At 43.2% G+C, this 26254-nt stretch carries 23 protein-coding genes and 1 tRNA gene; 6 read left to right on the top strand and 18 right to left on the bottom strand.

The features are described from left to right. Window positions 1-133: 133 nt before the first annotated feature. The 4 genes from DB398_RS09080 to DB398_RS09065 all read right to left on the bottom strand — a co-directional run bounded on the left by DB398_RS09080 (window position 134) and on the right by DB398_RS09065 (window position 4371). Window positions 134-1000 (bottom strand): sigma-70 family RNA polymerase sigma factor, encoded by an 867-nt coding sequence (locus DB398_RS09080; RefSeq protein ID WP_108424079.1) that lies wholly within the window; start codon window positions 998-1000, stop codon window positions 134-136. Between the two features lie 11 nt (window positions 1001-1011). Further along, window positions 1012-1749, bottom strand: a complete 738-nt coding sequence (locus DB398_RS09075) for an NYN domain-containing protein (protein WP_108424078.1) — start codon at window positions 1747-1749, stop codon at window positions 1012-1014. A gap of 4 nt (window positions 1750-1753) precedes the next feature. After that, a complete protein-coding gene (locus tag DB398_RS09070; protein WP_108424077.1) occupies window positions 1754-1948 on the bottom strand; it encodes a small ribosomal subunit protein bS21 in 195 nt (64 codons plus the stop codon). A 530-nt stretch (window positions 1949-2478) separates the two neighbouring features. Then, window positions 2479-4371 (bottom strand): hypothetical protein, encoded by a 1893-nt coding sequence (locus DB398_RS09065; RefSeq protein ID WP_159076374.1) that lies wholly within the window; start codon window positions 4369-4371, stop codon window positions 2479-2481. A 901-nt stretch (window positions 4372-5272) separates the two neighbouring features. Here DB398_RS09065 and DB398_RS09060 point away from each other — a divergent pair. Next, a complete protein-coding gene (locus DB398_RS09060) occupies window positions 5273-6337 on the top strand; it encodes a site-specific integrase (RefSeq protein WP_108424075.1) in 1065 nt (354 codons plus the stop codon). 33 nt (window positions 6338-6370) lie between these two features. On the opposite strand, the gene DB398_RS09055 is transcribed toward DB398_RS09060, so the two are convergent. From DB398_RS09055 to DB398_RS09035, 5 genes are all read right to left on the bottom strand, one after another. Next, window positions 6371-7618 carry a hypothetical protein gene (locus DB398_RS09055; protein ID WP_159076373.1) on the bottom strand — a complete coding sequence of 416 codons (1248 nt, stop codon included), beginning with the start codon at window positions 7616-7618 and terminating at the stop codon, window positions 6371-6373. 4 nt (window positions 7619-7622) lie between these two features. After that, complete coding sequence (locus DB398_RS09050) at window positions 7623-8810, bottom strand: hypothetical protein (RefSeq protein ID WP_159076372.1); 1188 nt, start codon at window positions 8808-8810, stop codon at window positions 7623-7625. Between the two features lie 16 nt (window positions 8811-8826). Then, complete coding sequence (locus tag DB398_RS09045; protein WP_108424072.1) at window positions 8827-9795, bottom strand: hypothetical protein; 969 nt, start codon at window positions 9793-9795, stop codon at window positions 8827-8829. 66 nt (window positions 9796-9861) lie between these two features. Continuing rightward, entirely contained in the window at window positions 9862-10872 is a 1011-nt protein-coding gene (locus DB398_RS09040) for a hypothetical protein (protein ID WP_159076371.1), read from the bottom strand. 18 nt (window positions 10873-10890) lie between these two features. Then, window positions 10891-11421 (bottom strand): hypothetical protein, encoded by a 531-nt coding sequence (locus DB398_RS09035; protein ID WP_159076370.1) that lies wholly within the window; start codon window positions 11419-11421, stop codon window positions 10891-10893. A gap of 199 nt (window positions 11422-11620) precedes the next feature. Here DB398_RS09035 and DB398_RS09030 point away from each other — a divergent pair, with 199 nt between their 5' ends. After that, complete coding sequence (locus DB398_RS09030; protein ID WP_108424069.1) at window positions 11621-13411, top strand: tetratricopeptide repeat-containing sensor histidine kinase; 1791 nt, start codon at window positions 11621-11623, stop codon at window positions 13409-13411. Window positions 13412-13418: 7 nt separating this feature from the next. Continuing rightward, the gene (locus tag DB398_RS09025; RefSeq protein WP_108424068.1) at window positions 13419-14171 is read left to right on the top strand and encodes a LytR/AlgR family response regulator transcription factor; all 753 of its coding nucleotides are present in this window, start codon (window positions 13419-13421) and stop codon (window positions 14169-14171) included. A gap of 139 nt (window positions 14172-14310) precedes the next feature. Here the strand turns inward: DB398_RS09025 and DB398_RS09020 are convergent, their stop codons facing one another. The 7 genes from DB398_RS09020 to DB398_RS08990 all read right to left on the bottom strand — a co-directional run bounded on the left by DB398_RS09020 (window position 14311) and on the right by DB398_RS08990 (window position 19162). Beyond that, window positions 14311-14766, bottom strand: coding sequence for a DUF6730 family protein (locus DB398_RS09020; RefSeq protein ID WP_108424067.1), 456 nt, complete (start codon window positions 14764-14766; stop codon window positions 14311-14313). Window positions 14767-14776: 10 nt separating this feature from the next. Further along, window positions 14777-15637: a relaxase/mobilization nuclease domain-containing protein gene (locus DB398_RS09015; RefSeq protein WP_234416160.1), complete on the bottom strand. Its 861-nt coding sequence runs from the start codon at window positions 15635-15637 to the stop codon at window positions 14777-14779. A gap of 5 nt (window positions 15638-15642) precedes the next feature. After that, complete coding sequence (mbpA, locus tag DB398_RS09010) at window positions 15643-15939, bottom strand: mobilization protein MbpA (RefSeq protein WP_108424065.1); 297 nt, start codon at window positions 15937-15939, stop codon at window positions 15643-15645. Window positions 15940-15984: 45 nt separating this feature from the next. Further along, window positions 15985-16896 (bottom strand): CHC2 zinc finger domain-containing protein, encoded by a 912-nt coding sequence (locus DB398_RS09005; protein ID WP_108424064.1) that lies wholly within the window; start codon window positions 16894-16896, stop codon window positions 15985-15987. A gap of 207 nt (window positions 16897-17103) precedes the next feature. After that, window positions 17104-18312, bottom strand: a complete 1209-nt coding sequence (locus DB398_RS09000) for a virulence-associated E family protein (protein WP_108424063.1) — start codon at window positions 18310-18312, stop codon at window positions 17104-17106. Continuing rightward, on the bottom strand, window positions 18312-18596 hold the full coding sequence (locus DB398_RS08995) for a helix-turn-helix domain-containing protein (RefSeq protein WP_108424062.1): 285 nt from the start codon (window positions 18594-18596) through the stop codon (window positions 18312-18314). Before DB398_RS08995 ends, DB398_RS09000 begins: the two co-directional genes overlap by 1 nt. Window positions 18597-19080: 484 nt before the next feature. Next, window positions 19081-19162 (bottom strand) — tRNA-Leu (locus DB398_RS08990). 159 nt (window positions 19163-19321) lie between these two features. Between DB398_RS08990 and DB398_RS08985 the strand changes: the two genes are divergently transcribed. From DB398_RS08985 to pth, 3 genes are all read left to right on the top strand, one after another. Beyond that, a complete protein-coding gene (locus DB398_RS08985; protein ID WP_108424061.1) occupies window positions 19322-20263 on the top strand; it encodes a ribose-phosphate pyrophosphokinase in 942 nt (313 codons plus the stop codon). Between the two features lie 79 nt (window positions 20264-20342). Next, a complete protein-coding gene (locus tag DB398_RS08980) occupies window positions 20343-20987 on the top strand; it encodes a 50S ribosomal protein L25/general stress protein Ctc (protein WP_108424060.1) in 645 nt (214 codons plus the stop codon). Between the two features lie 265 nt (window positions 20988-21252). After that, window positions 21253-21882, top strand: coding sequence for an aminoacyl-tRNA hydrolase (pth, locus tag DB398_RS08975; RefSeq protein WP_108424059.1), 630 nt, complete (start codon window positions 21253-21255; stop codon window positions 21880-21882). A 1-nt stretch (window position 21883) separates the two neighbouring features. On the opposite strand, the gene DB398_RS08970 is transcribed toward pth, so the two are convergent. Beyond that, window positions 21884-22570 carry a hypothetical protein gene (locus DB398_RS08970; RefSeq protein WP_108424058.1) on the bottom strand — a complete coding sequence of 229 codons (687 nt, stop codon included), beginning with the start codon at window positions 22568-22570 and terminating at the stop codon, window positions 21884-21886. Beyond that, window positions 22567-26223, bottom strand: a complete 3657-nt coding sequence (locus DB398_RS08965) for a zinc-dependent metalloprotease (protein ID WP_234416159.1) — start codon at window positions 26221-26223, stop codon at window positions 22567-22569. The genes DB398_RS08970 and DB398_RS08965 overlap by 4 nt, the downstream gene beginning before the upstream one ends. Window positions 26224-26254 lie beyond the last annotated feature (31 nt).

The raw sequence follows: 26254 nt of genomic DNA, 5'->3' as shown, positions 1-26254 counted from the left end.
CCAAGTAAAAATACTTCACAAACGACAAATCCATAATGTCAGATCGAACATTATGGATTTGTCAGTTCAAACAAACATTCAATCCCAAGACTGGGACTCTTGTACCATATAGCGGAAACCTCTAAAAAATATCCTATTCCAAATATTCCTTTAAAAAAGAAATCCTGGAAGAGGTCCTTAAGCGGTTTAAGGCCCTTATTTTAATTTGTCTGACCCTTTCTGTTGTGAGGTCTAAATGAAAAGCGATTTCCTCTATTCCCATAGAATCATCTGTTCCTATGCCAAAGCACATTTTGATCACAAAGGCTTCTCTGTATGAAAGAATTTCTAAAATATCATCGATTTCCAATTGCAATGAATCCTTGATCAATTTTTCTTCAGGACGACCAAACTCATGGGAAGACATTGTGTCATAGAGGTTCTGGTCACCATCTCCAGCAATCAATGGTTCATCCATTGAAATGGCCCAGGAGGAAAGGTTCAAGCATATCTCAATTTCTGATAGGGAAAAATCGATGAGTTCAGAGATTTCTTCTGCGGTGGGTGCTCTTTCATTATTTTGTTCAAATTGGGAAGAGGCATTGTTGATCTTATTGATCACATTTATTTTGTTCAAGGGCAATCTGACCATTCTCGACTTTTCAGCAAGTGCTTGGATTATCCCTTGACGAATCCACCATACGGCATAGGAAATAAACTTGAAGCCACGTGTTTCGTCAAATTTTGAAGCGGCCCTGACCAACCCGACGTTTCCTTCGTTGATAAGGTCGTGTAGATTGAGCCCTCGGGACTGATACTGTTTCGCTACGGACACAACAAACCGTAAATTGGCCGACACCAATCTTTCCAATGCCTTGGTATCTCCTTGCTTGATACGCACCGCCAACTCAACCTCTTCGTTTTCAGTGATCATCGGAATACGGCTTATGTCATTAAGGTACATGCCAAGGGAAGGAGACTCCCTTTTTGTGATCTGTTTCGATATTGATAATGGCCTCATAGAATTTACTTTTAATTGGGTACCGCCCTTACATAAATAAGGTTCCCATTGCCTTTAGGATTTTTTCTGGAGCCAGTTTCAATTTGGGCAATGGACTTGACCAAAGGGGTCAACTTTTTGAAACCATAATTCCTTGCATCAAAATTGGGTTGTTTCTTTTGCAACAATGTCCCCACCTCTCCCAAAAAGGCCCAACCTTCCTCATCCTCCACATCGGCAATGGTGGAAAGAATAAGATCGATGACCTTTGGAGTAATCTTATCAATTTTGCTTTTCTCATTTTTCTCTGGGGCGTTGGATTCTCCTATCTGAGTCTTATGAAGTATCTCAAGGTATATGAACTTGTCGCACGAAACGATGAAAGGGTCTGGGGTCTTTCGCTCTCCAATACCAAAAACGGTCATCCCTGCCTCTCTTAGCCGTATGGCTAGCCGCGTGAAATCACTGTCACTGGAGACCAGGGAAAAACCATTCACTTTTCCGGAATACAGTATATCCATTGCATCAATGATCATTGCACTGTCCGTTGCATTCTTGCCCGTAGTATACCCATATTGTTGAACAGGGGTAATGGCATTTTTCAGCAGGACATCCTTCCATTTCGCCAAACTTGGTTTTGTCCAATCCCCATAAATCCTTTTGATGCTTGGATTTCCATATTTGGCAATTTCTTCCAACATTTCCTTCACATATTTGGATGGGATGTTGTCACCATCTATCAGGACGGCTAGGTTTAAATCCTTGTCCATAAAATCACACCTCGTTCATTTTCAAATATTCCTTCCTATGGATTGCTTTTTTCATACTCTCCCTTTTTTCCTTGGATTTTTTGGTAAACTCTTGGTTGTCCCTGATGCGCTTCAGCTGTTGGGTATTCCTTACTTTGTTCCTATATCTTTTCAAGGCCCTATCTATATTTTCGCCAGGGATCATCTTAATTATCAGCATATCGTTCTAGTTATAACTATTATTTAAAAGCATACCATCAAGGAACAATATTTTAAACATTGACCTCTTTTTCAGGGATATGTCGGATTCCCTGGCATATGTAAAATTTTAGACTTTGACCTGTTTGGTCTGGTCGTCAAAACGTGAATATTGATTCAAGCAAAAAATAACTAAGAAGGGACCCTTTGTGAATTGTAAAAGGAAAAAAGGAGAGGGCTCTCTTTTTATTTAAGGATTGGAGCAATCATCGTCCATAACCCGTGATGCGATGTAAAGGAAAGCATTTAAATCGGAACCCAACCGATTTGGCCTGTTTATTTTAGAATGAGCGAAGAATAACCAAATCAATATTTGCTTCCAATGGACCTCTATTTTCATTTTGTGGGAAGATTCGTTGGTCTTGTTTAAAGTATTGAAAACAAATGGAAAAATATCAATGATGGTCGTTTACTAACACCTAGAAGCATAACCTGGGAACTATTCAACATTAAAATTCCTATTATTTATTCCCTAAATGTGGATGATTGAACCTAGTTTGCGGAATAATTGTTTTCAAAAGGGGTGCAGATTTGTTCAGTGTGATACAAAATACCATTGGCAGACATCCCCTCAATAATGATCAGTACTCTTTTTTGCTCGTTTAGAGGTATGGTGATCGTGTGTGGTATTTCGGAGTTGACCTCAAGTTGACTTTCCCACCAAATGGCACCATATCTCTTGTACATAAATGAGGTATAATCTGGATAATTCGGGTTAAAATAGCTTTGCGTTCGACTGAATCCTTTTGGAACGGCAATGCCCATAAACCGTTCCCTACCGTACAGTTCATCATAATCATATCGCACTGACAAGGAAATAAAAGGTCCTTGATGTGGGGTTACATACCTATTATAGACCATCGATTTCACCACTGAAAGGGGCATGGACATAAGTTGTCCTGGATTGACCGGAACTCCTTCAATTAAAACGGGCACACGGGCCAAATAAGGTGGATCGGAAACATAAACACCTACACCCCCATCTTTGTCATTGTGCCGAATCTGAAAGCCCAATCTTTGAATGTAACTTATAAGACTAGGATACCGGCTTAAGGTCCCGTTATCAATGATTCTACCTTCAATTTCAGTAGTTATTTGAAATTTGTTCGCCTGCTTTGCTCTCTCCGTAACCACAACCTCGTCAAGTAATATGGTCCTTTCCGCTAGGTCCAGGTCTTCATCAATTTCTAAAAGCATTGCTTCTGGTTCAACCTGGCTTATATCCGCCAACCATTTTGCATACTCAAAAGAGTATCCATTGTAATCATCAAAATATAGTTCCGCTTTAGGCTTTCTGAGTTTTCCTTTTTCGTCCAAAATACTTACCAATATAGAGTCCCCCTCAAATAAGGGAAGGTTCCCTTTGAAGTTCTTATCTTTTGAAAGGTCAAAAAGATTGATGGTCCCCAATGTTTGCGACATTACGGAAACCTGTTTTTCACTTTTGAGGTCGGCATCCAAAATCTTGCCAATAAAGGCAATGTTTTTCTCCATTTCATATAGAGTGTTTTGGATATCCATTGACCTAAACTTGTTAAACTTTTCCGTTCCTTCCATGAGCAACCTAGTGTCCATTTGATAGTCCTTTGAACGGTGGGTTCCATCGAAAAAATAGGACCCCTTAACAAGTTGGTTCTCGAGGTAAGGCTGTACCAAGAAGGACGAAGCTATAGAATTGTTGGGTAAATACGCACTTGAATTGGCAGGGAGCACCGACATACTCAAGTTGGCCATTTTGTGACCTTCGGGAAGTATTACATCCAATTGCAGGGAATCTTGTTCTTTGGTCAGACAATAATTGGCCTCTACCGAATGTACCTTTTTGCTTGTTGTCCGTCCATTGAAAAACATCCGTTGCGAAATGGGCTGCATTTCTTCATCCAAAATCACTGCCATATTGATTCCGCTGGGAATTTGATAACGGTCTATGGAGATGGAAATACTATCCCCTTCGATTTCATGACGATAAACGAACGAACGGCTGACATGGTTAAAAATTGCCATTGAAAATCTTGTTCCCTTTCTTGAGTTCAAATCGGGTTTTGACCATTTTGGGGTTAGGACAACCACTTCTTTTGCCGTATTGTCCACACTGATCCCTATTCCCTGATGAAACTTGTTTTCCAGCTTTTTGGTAACCCACACACCATTCGAATCTTTGATTTTTATGGAATATGATTTTGTGGGATCGGCAAAAAAAACAAACCTACCTTGCCCCAACTCGTTGGTCTGAATGTTTGATTGAACTTGATCACCATCTCCGGTCACCAACTGTATTCCATTGGTTTCCAAAGGATTTTGAGCCCTATCAAAAACCATCAGTCCTACGCTATTAAATGTACCAGCTACAATTTGCTGGCCCTCTGGATGAACCAAAATGGTCATTCCGCTTTCTGTTTGTAATTTTGGTTTATTGGCAGGGCCGACTATTGTTATCTTTTGAAGAAATGGCGTGGCAGTCTCAAAATTCTTCATGTAGTTGGTCCAGGCCATAAGAGTATATGAACCCTCGACAAAAGTCGAATCAATTTTGAAATCACCGTAAGAGTTGCCATTGTTGACGAAGAACATTTTTTTTATTAGGACCTTCCCATCCTTTGAAAAAATACCAACATGTAAATTGGTGGTTGTTGAAGATGGCAATTGTTGGTCTTGATTTTGAACATATGCCTTGAACCAAAGGTGCTCCCCTTTGAAAAAAACCGTTTTGTTCAGATGTAAGTGTATGTTCTCAAGCAATGGGGCTTTTTCTGTATCCATTGTTGCAGCATCTTGTCCAAGAGCACCAAAGAACAGTGTGAAGAAAAATAGGAAAGTGGTAATTTTTTTAATACGGAACACTTTGAATAAAGATAGAATTTTATCAGTGCAAATCAAATCAGCCTTTTAATATCAGCCAATTACCCTCTTTTAAGAGTATGTTTAAGAAACACTTTGCCCAACTTGCAACACAAGTTATCGGGTGTTGGATATTAAATGTTTGAAATGGATAGAAAATAAATAATGTATCTAACCCCAATTTTTAGTGAAGCTATTTTGCCTACAATTGGCTGGTCCCAAGAAAAACCATCGCCTTTACGTTATTCCCAAAAAGACAAACCCCTGACAGTCAATTGACTGTCAGGGGTTTTTGGTACCTTGGGTGTGAATCCTCAAATAATATTATTTGACACAAATTGCTTTTATTTGACTGTATATCAAACACTTGAACCATTTTCTTTACTTGTAAGTTTTCCCTTCATTTCGTATTTTTAGACAAAAACCGTCACTTTTACGTCACTTTTTTATGTCAGTACAACTTCGAAGCAGAACATTAAAATCAGGAGCAAAAAGCCTCTATTTGGACATCCATCACAACGGTGAAAGATGGAGAGAATTTCTTAAAATAAAAATACTGCCCAAGGATCCATCCAAAATTGAAAAGAAAAGAATTGCCGAAAGAATTCGGGTCAACAGGGAATTGGAAGTTTTATCAGATGAAACAGGACATATTCCACAACACCTAAAGAAGATCAATTTTTTTGTTTTTGCTGAAAAATACATTCAAGATTATAAAAATAAGGACGTACGCATTATTGCAAGCTCTGTGGAGAAATTTAAAGAAGCTGTCAACAATCCGAGGTTAACCATTACGGGAATTGGTCCTAAAACCATGACATTATACAAAGATTATTTAATACATGATGCAGGTCTGGCCGGCGAAACGGCACATAACTATTTCACAAGGTTCAAAAAAGTTTTAAAAGCCGCAAAAATTCAAGGTTACCTAAATGAAATGCCAACAGCCGAGATAAGATTTACAAATCCCAACAAAGACGATACATTAAAAAAACAAGTATTAGATAAGGATGAACTTCAAATACTTGCCAATACCGAATGTGGAAATACTTCCGTAAAAAGAGCCTTTCTATTTGCTTGCTTTACTTCCCTTGGCCTTGCGGAAATCCGAAAGCTCAAATGGAAAAATATAAACAAAGGCCGATTGATAACCACTAGAAACAAAACTGGGGAACTGATTAATAACAGACTCAATCAAACAGCTCTTGATATCTTGGGCAAACCAGGGGAAAAAGATTCCTTTATTTTCAATATCCAATCTTTAAGTGATAATGGGGCCAACAAAGCAATACGCTACTGGGTCAATAGGGCTCAAATTGAAAAGCACATCACCTTTTATTGTGCCCGTCATACTTTTGCCTGTCAATTACTTATCAATGGGGCCAACCTCAAAACTGTTGCCGATGCCATGGGTCATAGCTCAACCAGAAGTACTTTGAAATACCTTAATCATGTTCAGCAATTGCAGGATGAAGCAATTGATAAATTGCCCAGTATTAAATTTTACCACTAAAATAGCTTGACATTTTCATGTAAATAAATAACATTAGTTGGGCTCTTTATATACCAATTTGTTCAAATCGACCTCACCTATCTTCTTTGTTAGTTGGGCATCCGAAAACAGCTCCAGAATTGGATCAAGAAAATGGTAAGTATAATTGGCGCTATAGACAAATGGGTTGGCTGTGTCAAATCCTTTGAAAACAGACCTAACCTTCATGGTCATCTGTAGTAGCACAGTTTTGTCATTGATTAAGGATTCGGCTTTATCGGGACTCATTTTGAACAATACATCCCCATTGATGTAATCCACTTGTTCGGTCTTGTTGTAAAACTGTTGTCCATATGGCGTATTAGGTAAAAATTCACCAAAATACTCCACAGAGGAAACTCCCAATGGGGGTCTTTTGATAGGTAACCGTATCCAAAAACCTCCTTTGTCAAAATCATATTGGCCTTGGAATTTTATCGCATGGACCAATTGAAAATCCTCAGTTCCATCGGTGTAAAAACTTTCGCTCCATTTTAAAATGATATCCAAATACTTCTCCACAAAAGATACATATCGCTCATTCTCCGTAAAATCATCCGCCTGGTGACCTCCCCATTTACGGACCAAGGCACTCTTACCGGTTCCGCTCCAATCGTTCATAAAGTATTCCTTTTTTAGGACATCGTTTCCCATATCAAATGCAAATTCCTTCAATACTTTTTGGGCCAAGCTCGACTTTGCTTCTTCCTCAATGATCTTTCCTTTTGTCTGCTGCGTTAGGGCAGTCCTGTCCATCACCTTAAAATGTTCCTTCAAACTATGGATACGCACCAAATGGGCAAACCCAGCATACCCGGTACCCGTCAGATTCCTTTTTTCACCGGCTGCCTTGGAAAGGTCCACTTTTTTGGGATTGTCCTGCATCATATAGGAATCTATGGCCCCAAATCGGGGAAGGCCCTTGAATTTCTGAACCACAATATCCTTAAAGGCTTGGTTAGGGGATTTATAAACCAGGTAATCATCCTCATTGTAAGCTACGGTGGTATTTTGTTGTGTAGCTTTTTGCTCTGTTTTTTGGGCCTCGGGTTGTGTTGTGGTCTCGGTTTGGGTACTCGTTCCATTTCCTGAATCTTGTTTCCCATCCAAAATATCACCCACTTTCTTATCGGCCTTTTTAATGATTTTTTCCTCGGCCTGCTGCTTCAATTTTTTAAAAAACTGACCGTTCATGTCCTGGGGCAATGTCATCAGCAATACCCCTACAATCCATAAAACTTGTTTCGTACGATTACATTTCATTTGATCAATCTTTAAATTTAGCGGTCCTCATATCCACTTCCCCCATCTTTTTGGTTAGGGGGGCATCCTTATAAAACTCCATTGCTGTACTTTCCAACTCAAACTCCCAATCCACATGGGTAGTATTAGTAATACGAGGTGTCACCTTAACCTTGAACACCACAAACACGGGTGATCTGGATTGAAGGTTAAATTCTTTGGCCTCTGTTGGGTCTACGGACAAAAAAACCCTTTTTGATGTGTTCTTTAAGGTTTTTTCATTCTCAGTGAAGGCCAAAAAATTGGAATTATGAAGTATAAAGTCCCCGCCTATAGAGAATATGTTGCCGATCCAATAGCCTTTATCCTTAAAATCATATTTTTCAGCTACCGCTCCCCTAGCCACGAAGTAGGCGACTTGGCTTCCATTTTCATAGAATGTTTCACTCCAATCCCGAAGTGCCTCATAATGATTTTTGATAAACTTTGAATAACTGCGATTTTGGGCAAATTCATTGTTCCGTGTCCCTCCCCAGCTAGGTACAATGGTTCGTTCACCCACGGCATTGGTAAAATTACAGGGGGCCTTTGCTTCGGGGTCACAAAAGTATTCTTGCATGTTTTCATCCGAAAAAATATCCTTTACGAGCATCAACAAATGATGTTGGGCCTTATTGGAGTTCTTTGCCTTTAGGTCATTATCCGCATAATTGTATGAAGTGAGTTTTGACCGATCCATATCCTTGAAAAGGTCTTCCATAAATTTAAGCTCCAAGAGTGCCCGATAGGCTTTACTATGGGTATGGGCCGTAACCCCCCTATAATAATAAACATCCCCATATCGGGGAAGTCCCTTGTGCGATTGTATGACCACATCCATAAAATCCTTGTTGGGGGCCTTATAGGTGATGATATTATCGTCCTTAATTTCAGGCGATTTATTCTGGGTTTGATTTCCTATCGGTATACTGTTTGGGGATGTTTTGTTTGTTGATGCAGGCCCAGTCTTTGGACTTGGTTTCTCTTTTTCTGGAGCCGATGTCTTTTCCCCTTCCCCATTCAATAACTCATCGGTTTTTTCACTGGCCTTATTTACGATTTTATCCTCCACATTCTTTTTCAGTTTTTTTAAAAACTGTCCTTGGACCGAGATTGGCGCCAACAGACCAAGAACCGCAACAAGCAATATGGATTTGGTTTTTATATCTTTCATTTTCATAGCTTAGATTTTATCTGGTTTTGAATACCATGGTATTGATGTCTATTTCCCCCACTTTTTGGGTAAGGCCATCATCCGAGTACAGTTCTATGATGGGACTGTTCAAACTGAAGGTGGTCTTGAGCTGGTCTGCGCGATAATTTTCCACTCCATTCATGTATCCGGTTACATCCAACACCAAATAGAGGTATTGGTGTTTTTCAGAAAAATGCTCTGCCTCCTCCGGCGGCATTTTGAAGAGAATGGAGGTGCCATTGGGATGCATCAAATTTCTTTCGGCGGAGTTGGATGGTTGGAGTCCATACCAATGTAACAAAAAGCCTCTGTTGTAAAACTGATGGGTATTGAACCAATAACCCCCTTCCTTAAAATCGTAGGTGTCCAAATTGGTCCGTGCCACATAGTACCCCTCTAAAATATCGTCAGGATAAAGGGATTTTCCCCACTTTTCCACCATCGGAAATTTTTCCCCCACAAAAGCGGTATACGCACGCAATTTCTGAAACTCCGATGCTCCCCTGCCTCCCCATGGCCTTTGGTTCCTTGGTTCGTTGTAATAGCCTTCTTGGGGAAACCCTGGAACACAATCCTCTTCTTTTGGGTTGCAGAAAAACCGAATCAACTGCTGTGTGTTGCACAATGCATTTGCCAAGGCCAGTACATGCTGCTGGGCGGTAAGGGATTTCAACTCTTCCTCATACATATTTTGCTTTCGTTCGGTAAAAAGATCTTTGTCCATTACCGCAAACATGTCTTCCTTAAACCTCATCTTCAAAAGCTCCATAAAGGCGTGCTTACTGGCCATATGGTGGCTGGACCGTTTGTCCATTTCAAAATACCCTTCTTCCCTAGAGCTTATATAGGTGCCATCGGCCTTCACAAAATATTCATCCTGTACCCCAAAGCGGAGCTTCCCTTTGTGGGTCTGTAACGATAGGGAAATAAAATCGGCACTGGGTGGATCAAGAACCTTTTCCATTGGTTGGCCCCACCCTACTCCTTGGCATACAATTATTATGATTACAAAAAGTAAATTCTTCATAGATCAATTGGTTTTTAATATGAGGTTTGCAAGCGAAAGCGTCATAAAATGTTTTGTAAGGGCTTCGTCCTCATAAACTTTCACATCGCTGTCCACGTGGGAATAGTTAAACTCCACAGGGTCATAAGGAAAGGCCATTGATTTGCCCGAACGTTTCAATTTTATCTTTTTCACCAAATACAAACGGTTGATGCCTTCCTTCAAGAACCGTTCGGCGCTCTGTTCGTCGATTTTGAGAAAAAATTGAAGATTGTTCTTTCCATTGATTTTCTTCAAAAGTTCATTCTCATAGGCCGCAACAGGCTCAAAGACCACTCTTTTGGCCCCACCTTGCTTTGGGGTAAAAACATCGTTCAGATTAAGATAATGTCCTACCCAATACCCTAATTTGTCAAAGTCATACCCCCTTCCAACATGAAGTGTGGATACATGGTATCCTACCATTTCATCATTTTTGAAAAACGATTGGCCCCACCTTTGAAGTGGCTCTAAACATACCTCAACAAAAGAGGTATAATTGCGAAGCCTCTCAAACTCGTTTTTTCCCTGATTAGTTTGGTTGCAGGCATTGTCCAAACAAAGATTCGGACCTACTTGTGTCCGTAAAAACTGCTGTAGATATGCGGAATTCCGTTGTTCCTGTGATGTATTGGAACTGACCACGGTCAAACGTTCGCGGTCCAGGTCATTCATAAAGGGTTCCAAATATTTCAACCCCACCAAAATGGAAAAATTCAAGAGACCGTTTCTTTCCTTTTTGTTCTGTTCCATCACATGAGCCCCATCATTTCCCCGTGCGGGTCTCATCGCGGGCGTGGCACCCGTATTCTTAACCATATGGCTGTTAAATGCCCCAAACCGAGGAAGGCCCTTATGGGCCTGTAGTTTAACAGGAGCAAACTTTTCGGAAGGTGGATCGAACACAATCAGATTGTTGGCACTTGGGGCCTGTGCCTCTAATTCAAGTAAACCCAAGATAGCCAACAAAACCCCCAAACTTATCTTATGTATCATTTTCTTCAACATGAATCGTTACTCCCACGTTATCACTCCGTCCATAGTCAAAATCTTGTCATCATCGGTATTGATTACCGTGGTACCTTCAAAAGTGACTTTTTTGGCTTCGAAATCAACTTCAAACCCATCTCCACAGGCCGTAAAGAATCCTTGATAGGGGGAGGAACATGCATGTGGATATTCTTCACCGTTCTTTACAATTGTCATGGAAATGGTCTTGTCGATATCGGGTGACCCCCCAGTGGAAAAATCCGCAACTACGATCACAAAACCGTTCTGGTCATTACTATAGACCAGTTCGTTATCTACCACTGTAATGTTATCGGAAAGTAATATGACGGATTTGTCCGTTCCCGTCAATGACGCATTGGCGACCTCGATGTTCCCTACTGTCAAAGAAGTCCCCAAAACCCCAGTCTCCTCCCCGGACAACTGGATGGTTCCCTCAACCTTTCCGGATTTCCCATCCTCTGGTTCATCGCCATCGTCAGAATTACAATTTGTGAACATGGTAAGTGTAAAAATGGAAAGGAAAAACAACTGCATTTTTTTCATAGTATAAAATGGTTATGGTGCGTAGAAAACACCAAGCTATATATTCCCCATAGCCTATGCCACGACCACTTATTCACCGTTGTAAATATGAACATGAGCGTTGTCTTTTGTTGAATTACCGCAATACACCATGAACGGGACAGCATATTGAGTCAAAACCTTTAAATTTGGTTTTGACCAATCACCCGCCATGCCAGATTCCTTTAAAAAGATTTTTTTAGTCCTATTGCTCTTTCCCCTTTGGGGAATTTCCCAACAAAGCGTATTGGATTCGTTACAACAGGAATTGGCCTCCCATTCGGCAAAAGATTCTGTCCGCGTTTCTTTATTGATAAAAACTGCTGGGGAAATGACCTATTCCAATCCCAAGGAAGCTTTTCCTTTGGTAGATGAGGCCATTGCCATATCCTCCGAAACAGATTGGATCAAGGGGGAGAGTTACGCATTGAGACAGAAGGGAAACCTGCATTATGTTATGGGAGATGACCTAGCCGCACTGGATGTCTATCAAAAAGCGCAACATCTTGCCCAATCCATAGGGGACAGGTCACTTGAAGCGTCGTTGTTGAGCAATATCGGAAACATTTTTGCCGATTTAAAACAGTACGATAGGGCCTTGGAAAATTATGAAGCCTATTTGACCTCTGCACAAACGTTGGGCAATGTCCCTGATGAAATAAAAGCACTGTCAAACATTGCAATCATCTACAACGACACTAAAAAATATGAAGAAGGAGTGGCCAATCTTGAAAAGGCCCTAAAATTGTCCAAACAGGAAGAAAATGACCTCTTTGTGGCCGCCATTACCAATAACTTGGCCCTAGCTTACAAAAAACTCGAAGATTACCCAAAGGCACTCTTGTATTATCAGGAGGCGGCGGATCTTGCCCACCAGATCGGGAACAAATACATTGAAGCTTCTGCCCTGAACAGCATAGGAATGGTCAATATCATATTGAAAAACTATGACTTGGCTGCCTTAAATGGGAGGAAAGCCCTTGACCTATCCCAAGAGATCGAAGCCGTGGAATGGCAAGCGGATTCCTGGAAAGTATTGAGTGAGGTATACGAACATGAAGGAGAAATGGCAGAAGCCCTCCATGCTTACAAAGAGCATGTACGTCTTCAGGACAGTGTGTTGAGCGAGGAAAAAAAATCTGAGCTGACCCGGAAGGAAATGCAGTTCAAAATGGAGAGGCAACAGGCCAAGGCCGAGGAGGAAATCAAACGGCAACATCTCGTCAAGAATGGTTATTTGGCTGGGGCCATCCTTCTGGCACTGATCTCAATTGCAAGTTATTTTCTATATAAACGCAGACGTGATGCCTTGGAAAAAAGAAAGGTGGTCGAATTCAATGCCAAGGTAGCCGAGACAGAACTCAAGGCCTTACGCTCACAAATGAATCCCCATTTTATTTTCAACTCCTTGAACTCCATTAGCGATTTTATTTCAAGGAATGATATAAAACAGGCCGATGAATACTTGGTGAAATTCTCCAAACTTACCCGTGCCATCCTTGAAAATTCTGAAAAGAAATGGATTACCCTCGAAGAAGACCTGGAACTCATGGAGCTTTACATGCAACTGGAAGCCATTCGACTGGAAAACCATCTGGAATACAGCATAACCGTAGACGAGGACATTGAGCCGGACAACACCTTGGTTCCCCCGATGATCCTACAGCCCTTTATTGAAAATAGTATATGGCATGGTATTGCCCCCAAAGGGAACACTGGGAAAATTGATATCCAAATCAAGAAAAAGGGAGATATGCTGTTATGCGTTGTGGAGGATAATGGAATCGGTCGGGCCACCGCTTCTATGGATACAAAGGAGAAAAGCTCTTTGGGCGTAAAGATCACCACCAACCGTATTGAGATCATCAACCATATTAAAAACACGGAAGGTTCCATCGACTTGATAGACAAGAAAGAAGGCCTGCGTGTGGAAATAAACCTACCTTTGGAACTTCAATTCTGACCTCGCCATGTTAAAAGCCATTATCGTTGATGACGAACAGCACTGCATTTCCCGATTGACGGGTCTTCTGCAGGAAGTTGGCCCGGATATCCAAATACTGGCGAGTTGTAATACCATTTCAGAGGGTAAAATGCATATAGAAAAATACAATCCTGATGTGCTTTTTTTGGATGTCCAGCTCGGGAGTACTACCGGGTTTGATTTACTGTCCCAACTAAACCATCTTGATTTTGAACTGATCTTCACCACTTCTTTTGACACTTATGCCCTAAAGGCCATCAAATTTTCTGCCTTGGATTATTTGTTGAAGCCCATTGCCAAAGAAGACCTCCATGAAGCACTACAAAAAGTGAGGGAGAACAGAAACCTCAAAGAGACCACAAAAAAAATTGATGTGCTTTTCCATAATTTTAAGGATGGGTCAGGACATTCCAAACGAATTGCCATCCCAACAGTGGATGGATTTGTTATGGTGGACACCAATGACATGGTCCGACTACAGTCCGATGCCAATTATACCCACATCCATACCTTATCGAACAAAAAAATCACGGCTTCCAAAACCTTAAAATATTTTGAGGGCATTCTTGATGACAGCAACTTTTTTAGGGTACACAAGTCCCATTTGATCAACCTTTCCTTTGTGGAGCATTATCTAAAAGGAAAAGGAGGCTATATTACCTTGACCGATGGGGCCAAAATAGAAGTGGCTGTAAGACGTAGAGACGAACTCATAAAAAAACTTATTCCAAATTCCTGATACAAAATTTAGGTATCGTGATTATCAATACACCAAACTCTGCCCCAAATCTTACCTCGACTTCAGCGCATGGATCCTGGCCTATTTTTGTAGCGTTCGGGAAGATAAGCGTTGAACAAAAATAGGATAGGGCGCTGTCCTACTTTTTGCCATTTTCCTCCAGCCATTTTTGGTACAGTTCCTTTGCCTGTGGGCTCTCATCAAGGAATGCCCCATAATGTCCCATCGCACTGTCCCGTCCTTTGATATATGCTGCCTCTTCTTTCTTTGATATCCTTGATACCTGATAGATTGAAAAACCAAGGACCAATACGACACAGACCAACAATCCCCAGGACAGTTTTATGGCCCAACTTGGCAACAGAATTGATTTCTCTACTTTGCCAAGGATCCTTCGCATCAATTTTTGCTGTTCCTCAATGTTGGTTTTTTGGCTGTTGCCATATTCTTTCAGAAGAACATTAATTTCATTGGTGTCGGGCCTCAATGGAAGGTTCTGCAAATTTTCATGTACCTTTTCCAATCGGCCGATGCTCTTCTCAAAGCCGTTGATCTCCTCGGTCAACAGTTCCGCTATTTCATCCAGTTTTGCCATGATGTTCTATTTAAATTCCTATTCCAGTGTCCCTGATCACTTTTATGGCCAGCTTGATGGTTTTCTTTATGATGGTCTTGGTGAAACTCATTGGGACATTCACTGTCCTACCCAAAAGTTCCATGCTTTTGTCCTTGGCAATCCGCTGTGCCCTTTCCTTTTCAAAATTCATTTGGCCCGCTATCCTACCCATGGACATGGAACGATGCACCTCGCTTCCCTTTAGGTTGGCTCCCTTATACTCGAACCGGAAGCCCTGTAACTGGTTCTGTCTGTTGATGCTCGGGATGACCTTTATATTGTTTTGCGTCATCAATTTTATGTACTGGTCAAAATCCCTTGGCCGGTCCCTGGCCATAACCTTTTCATGGACTTTTTGTATTTCAGACCGGAGCTCCTGCATCCGGTACAGTTTTTCCTGCTGTGCCTCCCTTACCGTGGTAAGTTCCATTTGTCTGGCCACCCGCTCGGCCATCTGTTGGCTTCGCTTTCCGATGAAACTGTCATTGTAGGCCTTGCCTTCAAAACTTATACGGTTCGCATACAGGTGGACATGTAGATGCTCCTTGTCCCTATGGACAAATGCAACGGCCTGATGTTCCCTCAGCCTCATTTCCTTAAGGAATCGTTCGGTCATTTCCTTGAGCTGTTCGCTTTCCAATTTTTTGCCGTCCTCAATGGTGGGGCTTAGTACAAAGCTGAGTGTGTTCTTTTTACAAAGTTCGTTCTGTTCTTGGATCACACGGAACTCCTCGGTGATCTCCCTTGGGGTCTCCCCAGCTAGATATTGGCTGTGGATGATCTCGGCTTCCTTCTCCTCGTTCATCCCGTAGCTCATGGAAGCAGCTGTATGCGATATGGATTTTCCCATTCCTATCATTTCTTGAAATTTAAAAGGTGTTGCCGTATCTCCTTGGCCAGTTGGGCAGTTTCCTCTGCCAACTTTGGGTTCCGCTTCCGGAACATGTTGGTGATCAGTTTAAAGTTTCGCTGGTATTTGACCAATAGCTTATAGGCCTCGATCTGTTCGTCCGTCATCCGCTCCACGATTCGGTCTTCGAAGGCGGCACGTCGACAGTACTCGCTGATGGAAAGACCGCTCTTCCGGGCCTTGACCTTCAGCAGTTTCTTCTCGTAGACCGAGCATCGGAACTGGACGAATTCCTTCTTCATTTTTACATCATCTTTTGCGACCTTCGGGAGCAAAAGCAAGATTTGTCATGACAATGACACATCTTGAATTCGTTGCCGAACTTCATCCATAGCGCTTTTTACCATCCATTCGTTCATATCCTTGAAACCTTCATAGAGAAAGGACATATCCCTGCTGTTCGGGCACTTTTCCAATAAAAGTTCCGTCACTCCCAATCCTGTTCCATCCCTATCTAGAAATAGCTTTACATCCTCGTATTCCACTATTTCGGGGATCATCCTTTTTACAAAGGCCGTGGTGTTCAATATCAAAACGTCATGGCCGTTCCCGATTTCTGGCATCAGCTCCAATAGGGTAAGCATATCGAACATGCCTTCCGTAATGGCCAATTTCTTAAAGCTGTTCCCTATGATCGAAACATCCTTTGGCGATGTGGACCCTTTCCAATATCTGTTCCGCAGCTCCCAGCCTCCCGACCTGTTCAGGAGTCCTATGGCAAAATATTTCCGCCCTCCTATTCGATAATGGATTTCCTTGCAAAGTTTTCTTGCGGTCTTGGTCGATATCTTTCTGGAGCTAAGATAGGTTTGAATGGCCCGGTGTTCGATTTCCTTTTCCTGGATGATTTCAATCGGATTGGCCCTGTGTTCCTTCTTGGTTGGATTCGGCCGCCGGTGAAAAGAAAAATGATCCATAGGACCCGACAATCTTTCCAATGCCTCCTTTACAGAACAGTTCTCCATTTTCATGACCAAATCTATAGTACTGCCCCCCTCGAAGGTCCCGAAGTCTATCCAGTAGTTTTTCTTCAATGATACTTTGAAAGAGGCTTGGGTCTCGGTCCGGAACGGGCTGAGGAACCAAGCTTCTTTTTCCGTTTCCCGGACTGGAAAGTGCCCCGACTTGGCCAGCGTGGATACGAGGTCAATGTTGCGGGCTTTTTCGCAGTCCATCATATATGTAGTTTTTCTTTTCATTGTCTCAAATTTTGTTATTTCTCCTACCTATCTACCTAACCCAATGATGACGCGGGTTTTCAAGCTAGGTCAGATATTTTCTCAACTTACCTATCTTACCCATTAGGTAGGTTAGGTAACCTCTAGGTAAGATGGAAGTTATATATCCTACCTAAAATTTTGTCCATGCTCTTTGGCTTTAGACTTCTTTAGGTAATTAGGTAGGTACTATTCTTCTTTCTTTGCAAATTCCATTTCCCAGGGGCTTCCCTCAAAGAGGGGTCGGGACAAATAGCCATAAACCTGTCGTTTGGGATGCTTTACCTTTTGAAAACCAAACCCAGCGAGTGCTCTCCCAATATTTATATGGTTCAATCGAAGGTTGAGACATGCAATCTCTACCATGATATCCGATGCCGTCCTGAAGTCTTTCATATCATTGGATTTTTGATAGTATTTGGCAACTACTTCTTGTTCGGAGGTCAATTTGGTATACTTCCTGTTCCGTTCTTCATTCTCCTGAATATCCTCAATGGAAAGTTCGGAATCAAAGTTGGGGTCCGAATAGGCCAAATGATAGGCCTGTGACCATACCTTGTTGATATCGACCTCTTTTGAATACGAAAAATCGATTTTTCCCTTGAGCTCAAAACAGAGCCAACGCACTGAACCCGTCTCATCGTTAAGAAACGAGGACATATTTGTGGAGCCCACAAAGGAGCATATCCGGGACAGGGTCGTGTTTTTCCTATCGTATGGCAAGCGCTCGTTTATAAAGGTCTTGGAAAAAAATGACTTTAGGGCATTCACATCCTTTTTGGAAAGCACGGCCAGTTCGTCCAGATTGTACAAAAAATTCCGGCACAGCTGTATCCGTGCATCCTTGTCATTACTGATGTCCTCAGCCATATATTCAGCAAGTTCTGGCGGGCACAGAAATCTGCACCATGTGGACTTGCCCGAGTTTTGACCTTGGTGGGACAGCACAAAAGCCTGCTTATTGAAATAATTAGGTTCCAGGGCACATCTAATGGCACGGACCATCCACTTCTTGAAGTGATATTTGAAAGCTTTTTTCTCATACGTTGGCACATAGGAGGCCAACTTTAGGATATGTTCACCTCCGTCCCATTTTGGAAGGTTGTTGAAGTACTCTTTAATGGGATTGCACTTGGGAATCCACTCCGACCGTATCAGTATTTCCAATTTTCCGGTAGGAATATCCACCCCCGCCTTGGCCAGTTCTATGATAAGGGAATTCAGGTTTAGATATTGCCACTCTTTGGTACCTTTAAAGGCTATCTGGAAATCATGGGATATCTCATTGTACATGATATCGTACTTGGCCTCCAAATATTCCATGGTATAGTCATAGACCGTTTTCTTCTTTGAATCCTTGACAAAGTACAGATTGCCATTATGTTTGGGCAAAACCATTACTTTCGATTTTTGAATGAGTGCTGCAAAGCCTTCCCGTTGATCTCGTCATGGGACAACCGACTATTTTGGAGAAGCCAATCATTGAGTTTCTTCCTTTCAAAGAATATCATTTTTCCATTGGGCTTGGAATGTGGTATGTTTCCGGAAGAAGTCAGTTTATACAGATAGCTTCTCGAAATTCCGGTATAGTCACAGGTTTCTTCAAAGGTCAGCACCTCTTTGTTGGCTATCATGAGCCGTTCCAAACGATCTAGCCGTTCAAGTATCAATAAATTGTCCATTTGTTTCCTTTTTGGATTAAAAAATGAACAAAAGCGCTTTTGTTTTCTCTTCTAGAATTCTTGGAATAAAGGTAGAAACAAAAGAAGGCTATATTTGGGCCAAATGGATATTAGTTATCCACAAAACACTGATAAACAAATACTTGAAATAATCCAGTTTAAATAGCACTAAATGTAATTTGACAAATTACATGTGTTTAGAAATCGAACCTTTTGGGATTAACCAGAATTTTGAGAAATTGAAAGAATTTGAGTTTTCAACAGTGGAAAAATGGTTTAATGATGGATGGATTATCAATCTGTGTCAATTTGGGATTCGGAGATGAGGATGTCAAATGATAATTTTTGATAGAAATTAAAACAAAATCTAACCTTTATTTTCAGTTAAGCTAAATTGCTCATCCTTGATAAAAAAACCGTCACTTTTACGTCACTACAAAAAACACAAAACCCTGAAAATCAATCGATTATCAGGGTTTTTCAGTACCTTGGGTGGGAATCGAACCCACACGTCCGAGGACACAGGATTTTGAATCCAGCGCGTCTACCAATTCCGCCACCAAGGCATGCTGGCATTTTCAGAAATGCGACTGCAAAGCTAAACAAATAATTTTATTTACAACCAAAAAATACTTCCATTTATCCTTTAGCAACCCGAATTAATTTTTAAATTTGCACCTCTTTGCAAAAAAGTACTTTAAAAAGCTAGTTAACAAGAGTTTGTAATGGCCTATCAAGTTCCCGAACCCAAAATTTTTGCCTGCACCCAAAGTATTGAGTTGGGCAAGAAAATAGCCGCTTCCTATGGGGCGGAACTGGGAAACATCCAATTCTCCAGATATAGCGATGGTGAATTTCAACCTTCGTTCGAGGAATCCATTCGTGGAACACGGATCTTTATCATTGGCTCTACCAACCCAAGCTCTGAAAACTTGATGGAAATGCTGCTGATGCTGGACGCCGCCAAAAGGGCTTCCGCTAGGCACATTACGGCCGTTATGCCTTATTTTGGGTGGGCCAGACAAGATAGAAAAGACAAGCCCCGTGTGCCCATCGCGGCCAAATTGGTGGCCAAAATGTTGGAAACCGCCGGAGCTACCCGTATCATCACCATGGACCTGCATGCAGACCAGATACAGGGGTTCTTTGAAAAACCTGTGGACCATCTTTTTGCATCGACCATGTTCCTTCCCTATTTGAAGGGATTGAATTTGGACAACCTTTGCATTGCATCACCCGATATGGGAGGTTCCAAAAGGGCCTATGCCTATTCCAAGGCACTCGAATGCGATGTGGTCATCTGTTACAAACAGCGGGCCAAGGCCAATGTCATTTCCCACATGGAACTGATCGGTGATGTCCAGGGCAAAAATGTGATTCTGGTGGACGACATGGTAGATACCGCCGGAACGTTGACCAAGGCTGCCGACCTGATGATGGAAAGAGGGGCCGAAAGCGTGCGTGCCGTGACCACTCACGGTCTGCTTTCTGGAAACGCTTACGAAAAAATAGAGAAATCAAAATTGACGGAATTGATCATCACCGATTCCATTCCGATCGATCATAACCAAAGTAAAATAAAAGTATTGAGCTGTGCCGACCTTTTTGCGGACGTGATGCACAGGGTGCACCACAACACCTCGATATCATCGAAGTTTTTAATGTAGCCTTCGACTACGCTCAAGCTGACAAGACTTGGGCACTTCGAAAACAAATTTTAGCATAAATTAAATATTAATATAGATTATGAAGTCAATTACAATCAAAGGATCCCAAAGAGAAAGCGTGGGCAAGGTAGCTACCAAGTCCCTACGTAATGCTGGTAAGGTCCCTTGCGTACTGTACGGAGGGGAAAAACCATTGCACTTTTCAGCTGAAGAGCTGGAATTCAGAGATTTGGTCTACACTCCAAACGCACACACCGCTGTGATTGAGTTGGAAGATGGCCAAAAGTTGGATGCTGTACTGCAGGACATCCAATTCCACCCAGTGAGCGACAAAATCCTTCACGTGGATTTCTACCAATTGTTCAAGGACAAGCCCGTTACCATGGACATCCCTGTTCGTTTGGAAGGAAACTCTCCAGGGGTACGTAACGGTGGACGTTTGCTTTTCAGAAAGCGAAAACTTTCCATCAAGGCCCTACCTGAACTTCTTCCCGATTTTATCACCGTGGATATTTCCAAGTTGAGGATCGGAGGAACCATTGCTGTGGAAACCGTGCTGAGCGATGACTACACCATTCTTCACCCGGACAGCACCGCCATTGTGCAGGTGAAAGCTTCCAGAACATCGATTGCCGATACGGAAGACGAGGAAGAAGAAGGAGCTGAGGGAGCTGAAGCTGCTGCTGAAGGTGGCGAAGCCACTCCAGCCGAGGCCGCTGAATAGCCCAGATAACCTTTTCAAGAGCATCCCTGTTTTTATTTCGATAAAATTTGGGATGCTTTTGTATTTTTAACCCGTTGCATATTTTGATTGAAATTTGTCAGTTCGAGTGATTTTTCGAGAGAAAAATTGTATCGAGAACCAGAATTTCAAGCCCAAAACCGATTCTCGATACAAAATTCCGCTGGAATTTCACTCGAATTGACGGTTTTGGCATAAAACCTTCAAAATGCACAAAGGATATTTTTAAGAAAATTCCATTCACCGAGTGTTCAATTTCATCAACAAGCTTTTTGGTACACCAAAGCAGCTATTGCAAGAAACAGACCCCATGAAAAAATTTCTCGTCGTAGGCCTGGGCAACATTGGCCCCAAGTATGTGGAAACACGCCACAACATCGGGTTCAAGGTCCTGGATTTCTTGGCAGAACAGGAAGATTTCACCTTTGAGGATGCCAAACTGGGTGCAGTGGCCACCTTCAAGCACAAGGGAAAAAGCATCATCTGCCTTAAACCCTCCACCTATATGAACCTTAGCGGGAAAGCGGTAAAATATTGGATGGACAAAGAGGGCATCCCCCTCGACAACATCCTTGTCATCACTGACGATATCAATCTCCCCTTTGGCACCATACGGCTCAAGACTAAAGGAAGTGATGGGGGCCACAATGGCCTTAAGGACATCCAAAATGTATTGCAGACGGTCCAGTACAACCGCTTCAGATTTGGCGTAGGGGCCGATTTTGGCAAAGGAAAACAGGTGGATTATGTATTGGGCGAATGGAACGAGGAAGAAACGAAGACCATGCCCGAACGCTTAAAAATAGCTACTGAACTTGTCCGTTCCTTTGTTTTTGCCGGTGTAAAGAACACGATGAACCAGTTCAACGGCAAATAGCCTAGTATACCTTAAACTCAAACACCCCGGAATCTGAAGTATTGCCTTCTTGATCGGTGGTGATGACCTTCCAATAATATACCGTAGCCGATTCCACGCTCACTGGCAGTTCCATTGTTCTGGCAGTGGTGGTGCCCACAAAACTTTCCGGAGGATTGCTTGTCGAGAAGAACACATCGAACGAGGCCACATCATTGTCCGCATCTGCACCTTGCCATTCCAGGACCACTTCGTTGGCAATGTTTTTCAATACCGTAGATCCTGAAAGTGGGTTTACCAATTGGGCAGGAAAGGGAGGATATGTGGTCTGCGACCCCGCGTTGTAAAAAAGCCATGTCTCGCTTGAGGCCACCTGATCGGACCGGGAACTTCGGGAAGTGACCGACCACGCAAAAGGGGTGCCCTTGGCAATGGAAAGGCTGGCCGAAGTAGACGATGTTGAAATGGTCTGAGGCACATTGGTGTCAAGATTGACCACACTCAAGGTATAATTTTCCGTATTTCTGGAAGCCCTCCATTGAAAAGTGACCTGACTCAACGTTTCATTGACGCTGACACCGGTGGTACACTCGGAATTTTCATCCGGAAACACCAATTCTGCGCCTTCGGGTGCAGGCGGCGGACCATCATCACCCCCACATGAAACCAACAAAGCCAATATGGACAGTCCTAAAATCTTCCGAATCATCTTTTTATGAATTTAAACATTTCCCTTGCCCCATTTTTATCCAGACCTAGGTAATAGATTCCTTTGGGCAGCATGGATAGGTCCAGTTGAAGGTTCTCCCCTGTCGCTTTTTTATCATCGGTATAAACCAATCGTCCGTTTACGGAAAAAATCTCTACCCCTACATCCCCCACAAAACCGCCCAAATAAACTTCGGTAACGGCATCTACTGGATTAGGGGAAAGTATCGGCTTAGAGGAATAGAAAAAAGTCTTTTCAAAAACGCCTTGGCAGGGCAAATTGGAATAGACCCTTAGTGTATTGACGCCCTCTTTCAGGGTCATTTGTGTTTTGGACAACTCCGTTTGGGTGACCAGACCGTTAAGCTCCACATTGTACAAGGTAGCCCCGCTCAAGGTAAGGTCCAAGACATTTGAGTTCAAAATGGCTGAAATATCCAGTTCATCAGGTTGGGTGATGATCGCCGTGAAACACACCTCTTGATAGGTGATCATGCCATTGGTCCCCGTGATACAAACGGAATATTCGCCTGCACTAAGGTTTCCAAACGTATGGGAGTTGGTAAAATCAACATTCACCGGAGCCCCTCCACCTTCCAAAACAGCACTATAGGCGATGGACGTGTTTTCCGGGACAATGGTGATGGAACCATTATTGCTGCTCCTACAGCTTTCACTTTGGATCTCTATCCCAAAATTATCCGAAGCAAACCGATAGATGGCACATCCATTGGTGTCCACCTCGACACCCTTCGGCGTTCCCAAACATAGGTCATCGCCATCATCAAAAACCCCGTCTTCGTCATCGTCAGGTCTGTACACTCCCTCCACGCAGATATCAAGGGAAAATGCCACCAACGCACCACCATCACTCGGAGCGGAATCCTGCACCTCCAATGTCCACTCCCCCAAAATGGATTCCCCCTGCAACGAGCCCAACGAGCCCAACGGCTGCACCGTTCCCGAAATTGCGGGGTTGCCGGAACACAAAATGGGGTCTCCATCGTCATCAAAAACCGCATTGATATTGTTCAATTCGCCACAGGTATTGGAAATCAGGGCCACTCTTGTGCCAGCCGGCGAGATCAAGGTGACGATGAGATCCTCCAAATAAGAATGGTCAATTTCCAGATTCACATTGATGTCCGAAATCGGCAGGTCTTCAAAAAACTGTATGGAAGAGGTCACCAAAGGTGTCCCCACGGATGAAATATCCTGAGGGACGTTCCTGGCCTCAGAGCTCTTACAATTCACCTGCGAAGTGGTAAAGCTAAAAGCAGTGCCAAAGGTCCCCGCGCCACAGCCATTACTGGGACGAACCCTCCAAAAATATTCGGTTTCTTCTTGTAGCATCGCGGTTTTGTAGAAATTGAAGGGCACCGTAACGGATTCTACCACATCCACAAAACCAATGTCGGTCGCGATTTCCACATCATAGCTTGAATAGAGTGGGCTTTCTTCCCAAAGAAGTTGGGCATTGAGAGAAACCCCGATCTCCCCGTTTGCAGGGGAACTGGGCAACACATCTGCAAATACCCCATCCTGTACCGTTAGGGACAAGACCACGCTCTTGGTCACGGAGGCGGAAGTGGAGGTTACCGTAATATCATAAACGCCGGGAGCAACTCCGATGGTGTTTGATAGGGTCAGATTGACGGCCGTATCATTGGCACTGGCATCCAAGGGGGCAAAAATGGCGTTGAGGCCCACAGGGACATCCGCAGAAAATGTGGATGTTTCGGCAAAGCCCGAATAGGTTTCATACACCAATGGGATCACAATATCATCTGGCTGACAGACTTCAAAGTCCAAGGCATCAAAATTCAATACCACCTGTGATTCTTCAATGGTAAAATCGGAAGCGTTCATGGCAAAGAAGATATTATCGCTCGCCTTTACCATGACCCTAGCGGAACCACTGATGTTTCCAGGCAGAAGGACTTCTTCGCTTCCATCGTTGAGGGTATTTTCCAACAAGGTGATTGGAAAGCTCAACCCCCCATCCAAAGAAAGAAAAATATCCACCATCTTGGCGTCTATGGGCAAGATATTGGTGTTGGCGACATCCCATGTAATTTCTTGAACGGAACCTGCTTGGTAAACTTCGCTGGAACTCTGTGAGGTGACCACAAAAGGTCCTGCGGCCTTGACCACCTTTACCTCCAACACATCGGAGATGACCTGTCCGCCACCTACCGCATTGTCCCTTACCGTAAAGGCAAACTGTAGGTCCCGCTCTATTTCGGACACCGTTTCCCATGCGCTGCCCACAGCGGGATCGGTCTGGGTCAGATTGCCCTGTGCAACTTCCGAAAGTCTGGGAAAATAGCGGGCAGGGTCCGTACTTGGGGGCAATGACCTGAAAATAGCCCCACTGGGATTGGACGGGCCAAAATTTGACCTGGTCACCACTCCATCATCTATTTGTTCCCACGTATAGGTGAGTACATCGCCCACATCAGGGTCCGTTGCATTACCTTCCAATACAAAAGCGGTGCCCCTGGGTATCGTAAAATCATCAACCGGGGTGAGCACGGGCGGAGCATTGGTCAATGGTGTTGTCACGGCACAGGAAACCGTTTCCAAATACGCGGATATTTGAAGTATGCTGTTGTAATGAAAATAATCATCACCGTTTGGAGCTACATTATTGCCCGACACGATTCCCGCATAGCCCATAATGGTGCTACCACTGGCCGGTTCGGCCTGTACCCCTGAGCCCTCCGATTCAAAGGACCACGTGTGGTTCGCCCCAAACTGGTGCCCAAGTTCATGCGAAACAAAATCGAGGTCGAAGACATCTCCTTGAGGGATGGATGCAGAAGAAAAGGCACTCCCCTTTCTATTATCGATACAAACCGAACCGATAAAACCCGCATTGCCATTGTTCTGTGAAGCCAACTGCACTTTGTGGAACAAATGGCCCACATCGTAATTCGCCTCTCCAATGACCGAAGTGAGCGTAGATTGCACCTGCGAGTTGAAACTGCTCCCATAAGGGTCGGTTGCGGAATCGGTGAAAATGATCAAATCGTTATTGGCAACCAGTTCCAAGGTAACGCCCAAATCGGTCTCAAAAACCTCGTTCACCCTAGTGATCGTGGCATTGATGGCCGCCAAGGCCCCTGCAACAGTGCCTCCATGAAAAGTGGTATACTCCCCAGTGGTCGAAACGGCAATCCTGAACTTTCGCAACACCTGATCGTCCACCAAGGGGACAATGGTCTTTGCCGTGGCCATTACGGATTTTTCGGTCTCGCAGATAAAGCCATCTTTTTCAGCTGCCCCGTCACCTTCTTCATACACCACATAAGTGTCCGTTGCATTGGACACCGGCTCCATAAAGGTCTTTCTATGAGTGCCCAGGTCCACCACCATGCCCTCAAGACCCTTGGGCGAACTACTGAGTTTGATCTTATATTTTCCATCGGGGCTTACCCCAGTGTAGGATTTGATATTTGGGTATTTTTTTGCGAGATCGGGGTGGAGTACCGGGGTTTCTTCCAAATAGAAAGGTAGGACCTCCCCATCGGGACCTGGCAGATAGACCACTTGTTTTCCTTTGGAAGAGGACATCGACCCCACCTCTTTGGAAAAAAGGGCCCTGTCCAAGGCAAGGACTTTTTTGGCCTTTCCCATATCCTTGATGGACACACTTTTTAGATGGGATTGTTTAGGGATGGAT

Source organism: Flagellimonas amoyensis, from assembly GCF_003058265.1.
Classification (GTDB): Bacteria; Bacteroidota; Bacteroidia; order Flavobacteriales; family Flavobacteriaceae; genus Flagellimonas; species Flagellimonas amoyensis.
Note: the sequence above shows the minus strand (reverse complement) of the source record. Positions and strands in the feature narration are given on the sequence as shown.

Bases quoted from the DNA above. Each gene is read 5' to 3' on its own strand.
- DB398_RS09080 (WP_108424079.1), bottom strand. From the start codon at position 1,000: ATGAGGCCATTATCAATATCGAAACAGATCACAAAAAGGGAGTCTCCT.
- DB398_RS09075 (WP_108424078.1), bottom strand. From the start codon at position 1,749: ATGGACAAGGATTTAAACCTAGCCGTCCTGATAGATGGTGACAACATC.
- DB398_RS09070 (WP_108424077.1), bottom strand. From the start codon at position 1,948: ATGCTGATAATTAAGATGATCCCTGGCGAAAATATAGATAGGGCCTTG.
- DB398_RS09065 (WP_159076374.1), bottom strand. From the start codon at position 4,371: ATGACCATTTTGGTTCATCCAGAGGGCCAGCAAATTGTAGCTGGTACA.
- DB398_RS09060 (WP_108424075.1), top strand. From the start codon at position 5,273: ATGTCAGTACAACTTCGAAGCAGAACATTAAAATCAGGAGCAAAAAGC.
- DB398_RS09055 (WP_159076373.1), bottom strand. From the start codon at position 7,618: ATGAAATGTAATCGTACGAAACAAGTTTTATGGATTGTAGGGGTATTG.
- DB398_RS09050 (WP_159076372.1), bottom strand. From the start codon at position 8,810: ATGAAAGATATAAAAACCAAATCCATATTGCTTGTTGCGGTTCTTGGT.
- DB398_RS09045 (WP_108424072.1), bottom strand. From the start codon at position 9,795: ATGGAAAAGGTTCTTGATCCACCCAGTGCCGATTTTATTTCCCTATCG.
- DB398_RS09040 (WP_159076371.1), bottom strand. From the start codon at position 10,872: ATGATACATAAGATAAGTTTGGGGGTTTTGTTGGCTATCTTGGGTTTA.
- DB398_RS09035 (WP_159076370.1), bottom strand. From the start codon at position 11,421: ATGCAGTTGTTTTTCCTTTCCATTTTTACACTTACCATGTTCACAAAT.
- DB398_RS09030 (WP_108424069.1), top strand. From the start codon at position 11,621: ATGCCAGATTCCTTTAAAAAGATTTTTTTAGTCCTATTGCTCTTTCCC.
- DB398_RS09025 (WP_108424068.1), top strand. From the start codon at position 13,419: ATGTTAAAAGCCATTATCGTTGATGACGAACAGCACTGCATTTCCCGA.
- DB398_RS09020 (WP_108424067.1), bottom strand. From the start codon at position 14,766: ATGGCAAAACTGGATGAAATAGCGGAACTGTTGACCGAGGAGATCAAC.
- DB398_RS09015 (WP_234416160.1), bottom strand. From the start codon at position 15,637: ATGGGAAAATCCATATCGCATACAGCTGCTTCCATGAGCTACGGGATG.
- mbpA (WP_108424065.1), bottom strand. From the start codon at position 15,939: ATGAAGAAGGAATTCGTCCAGTTCCGATGCTCGGTCTACGAGAAGAAA.
- DB398_RS09005 (WP_108424064.1), bottom strand. From the start codon at position 16,896: ATGAAAAGAAAAACTACATATATGATGGACTGCGAAAAAGCCCGCAAC.
- DB398_RS09000 (WP_108424063.1), bottom strand. From the start codon at position 18,312: ATGGTTTTGCCCAAACATAATGGCAATCTGTACTTTGTCAAGGATTCA.
- DB398_RS08995 (WP_108424062.1), bottom strand. From the start codon at position 18,596: ATGGACAATTTATTGATACTTGAACGGCTAGATCGTTTGGAACGGCTC.
- DB398_RS08985 (WP_108424061.1), top strand. From the start codon at position 19,322: ATGGCCTATCAAGTTCCCGAACCCAAAATTTTTGCCTGCACCCAAAGT.
- DB398_RS08980 (WP_108424060.1), top strand. From the start codon at position 20,343: ATGAAGTCAATTACAATCAAAGGATCCCAAAGAGAAAGCGTGGGCAAG.
- DB398_RS08970 (WP_108424058.1), bottom strand. From the start codon at position 22,570: ATGATTCGGAAGATTTTAGGACTGTCCATATTGGCTTTGTTGGTTTCA.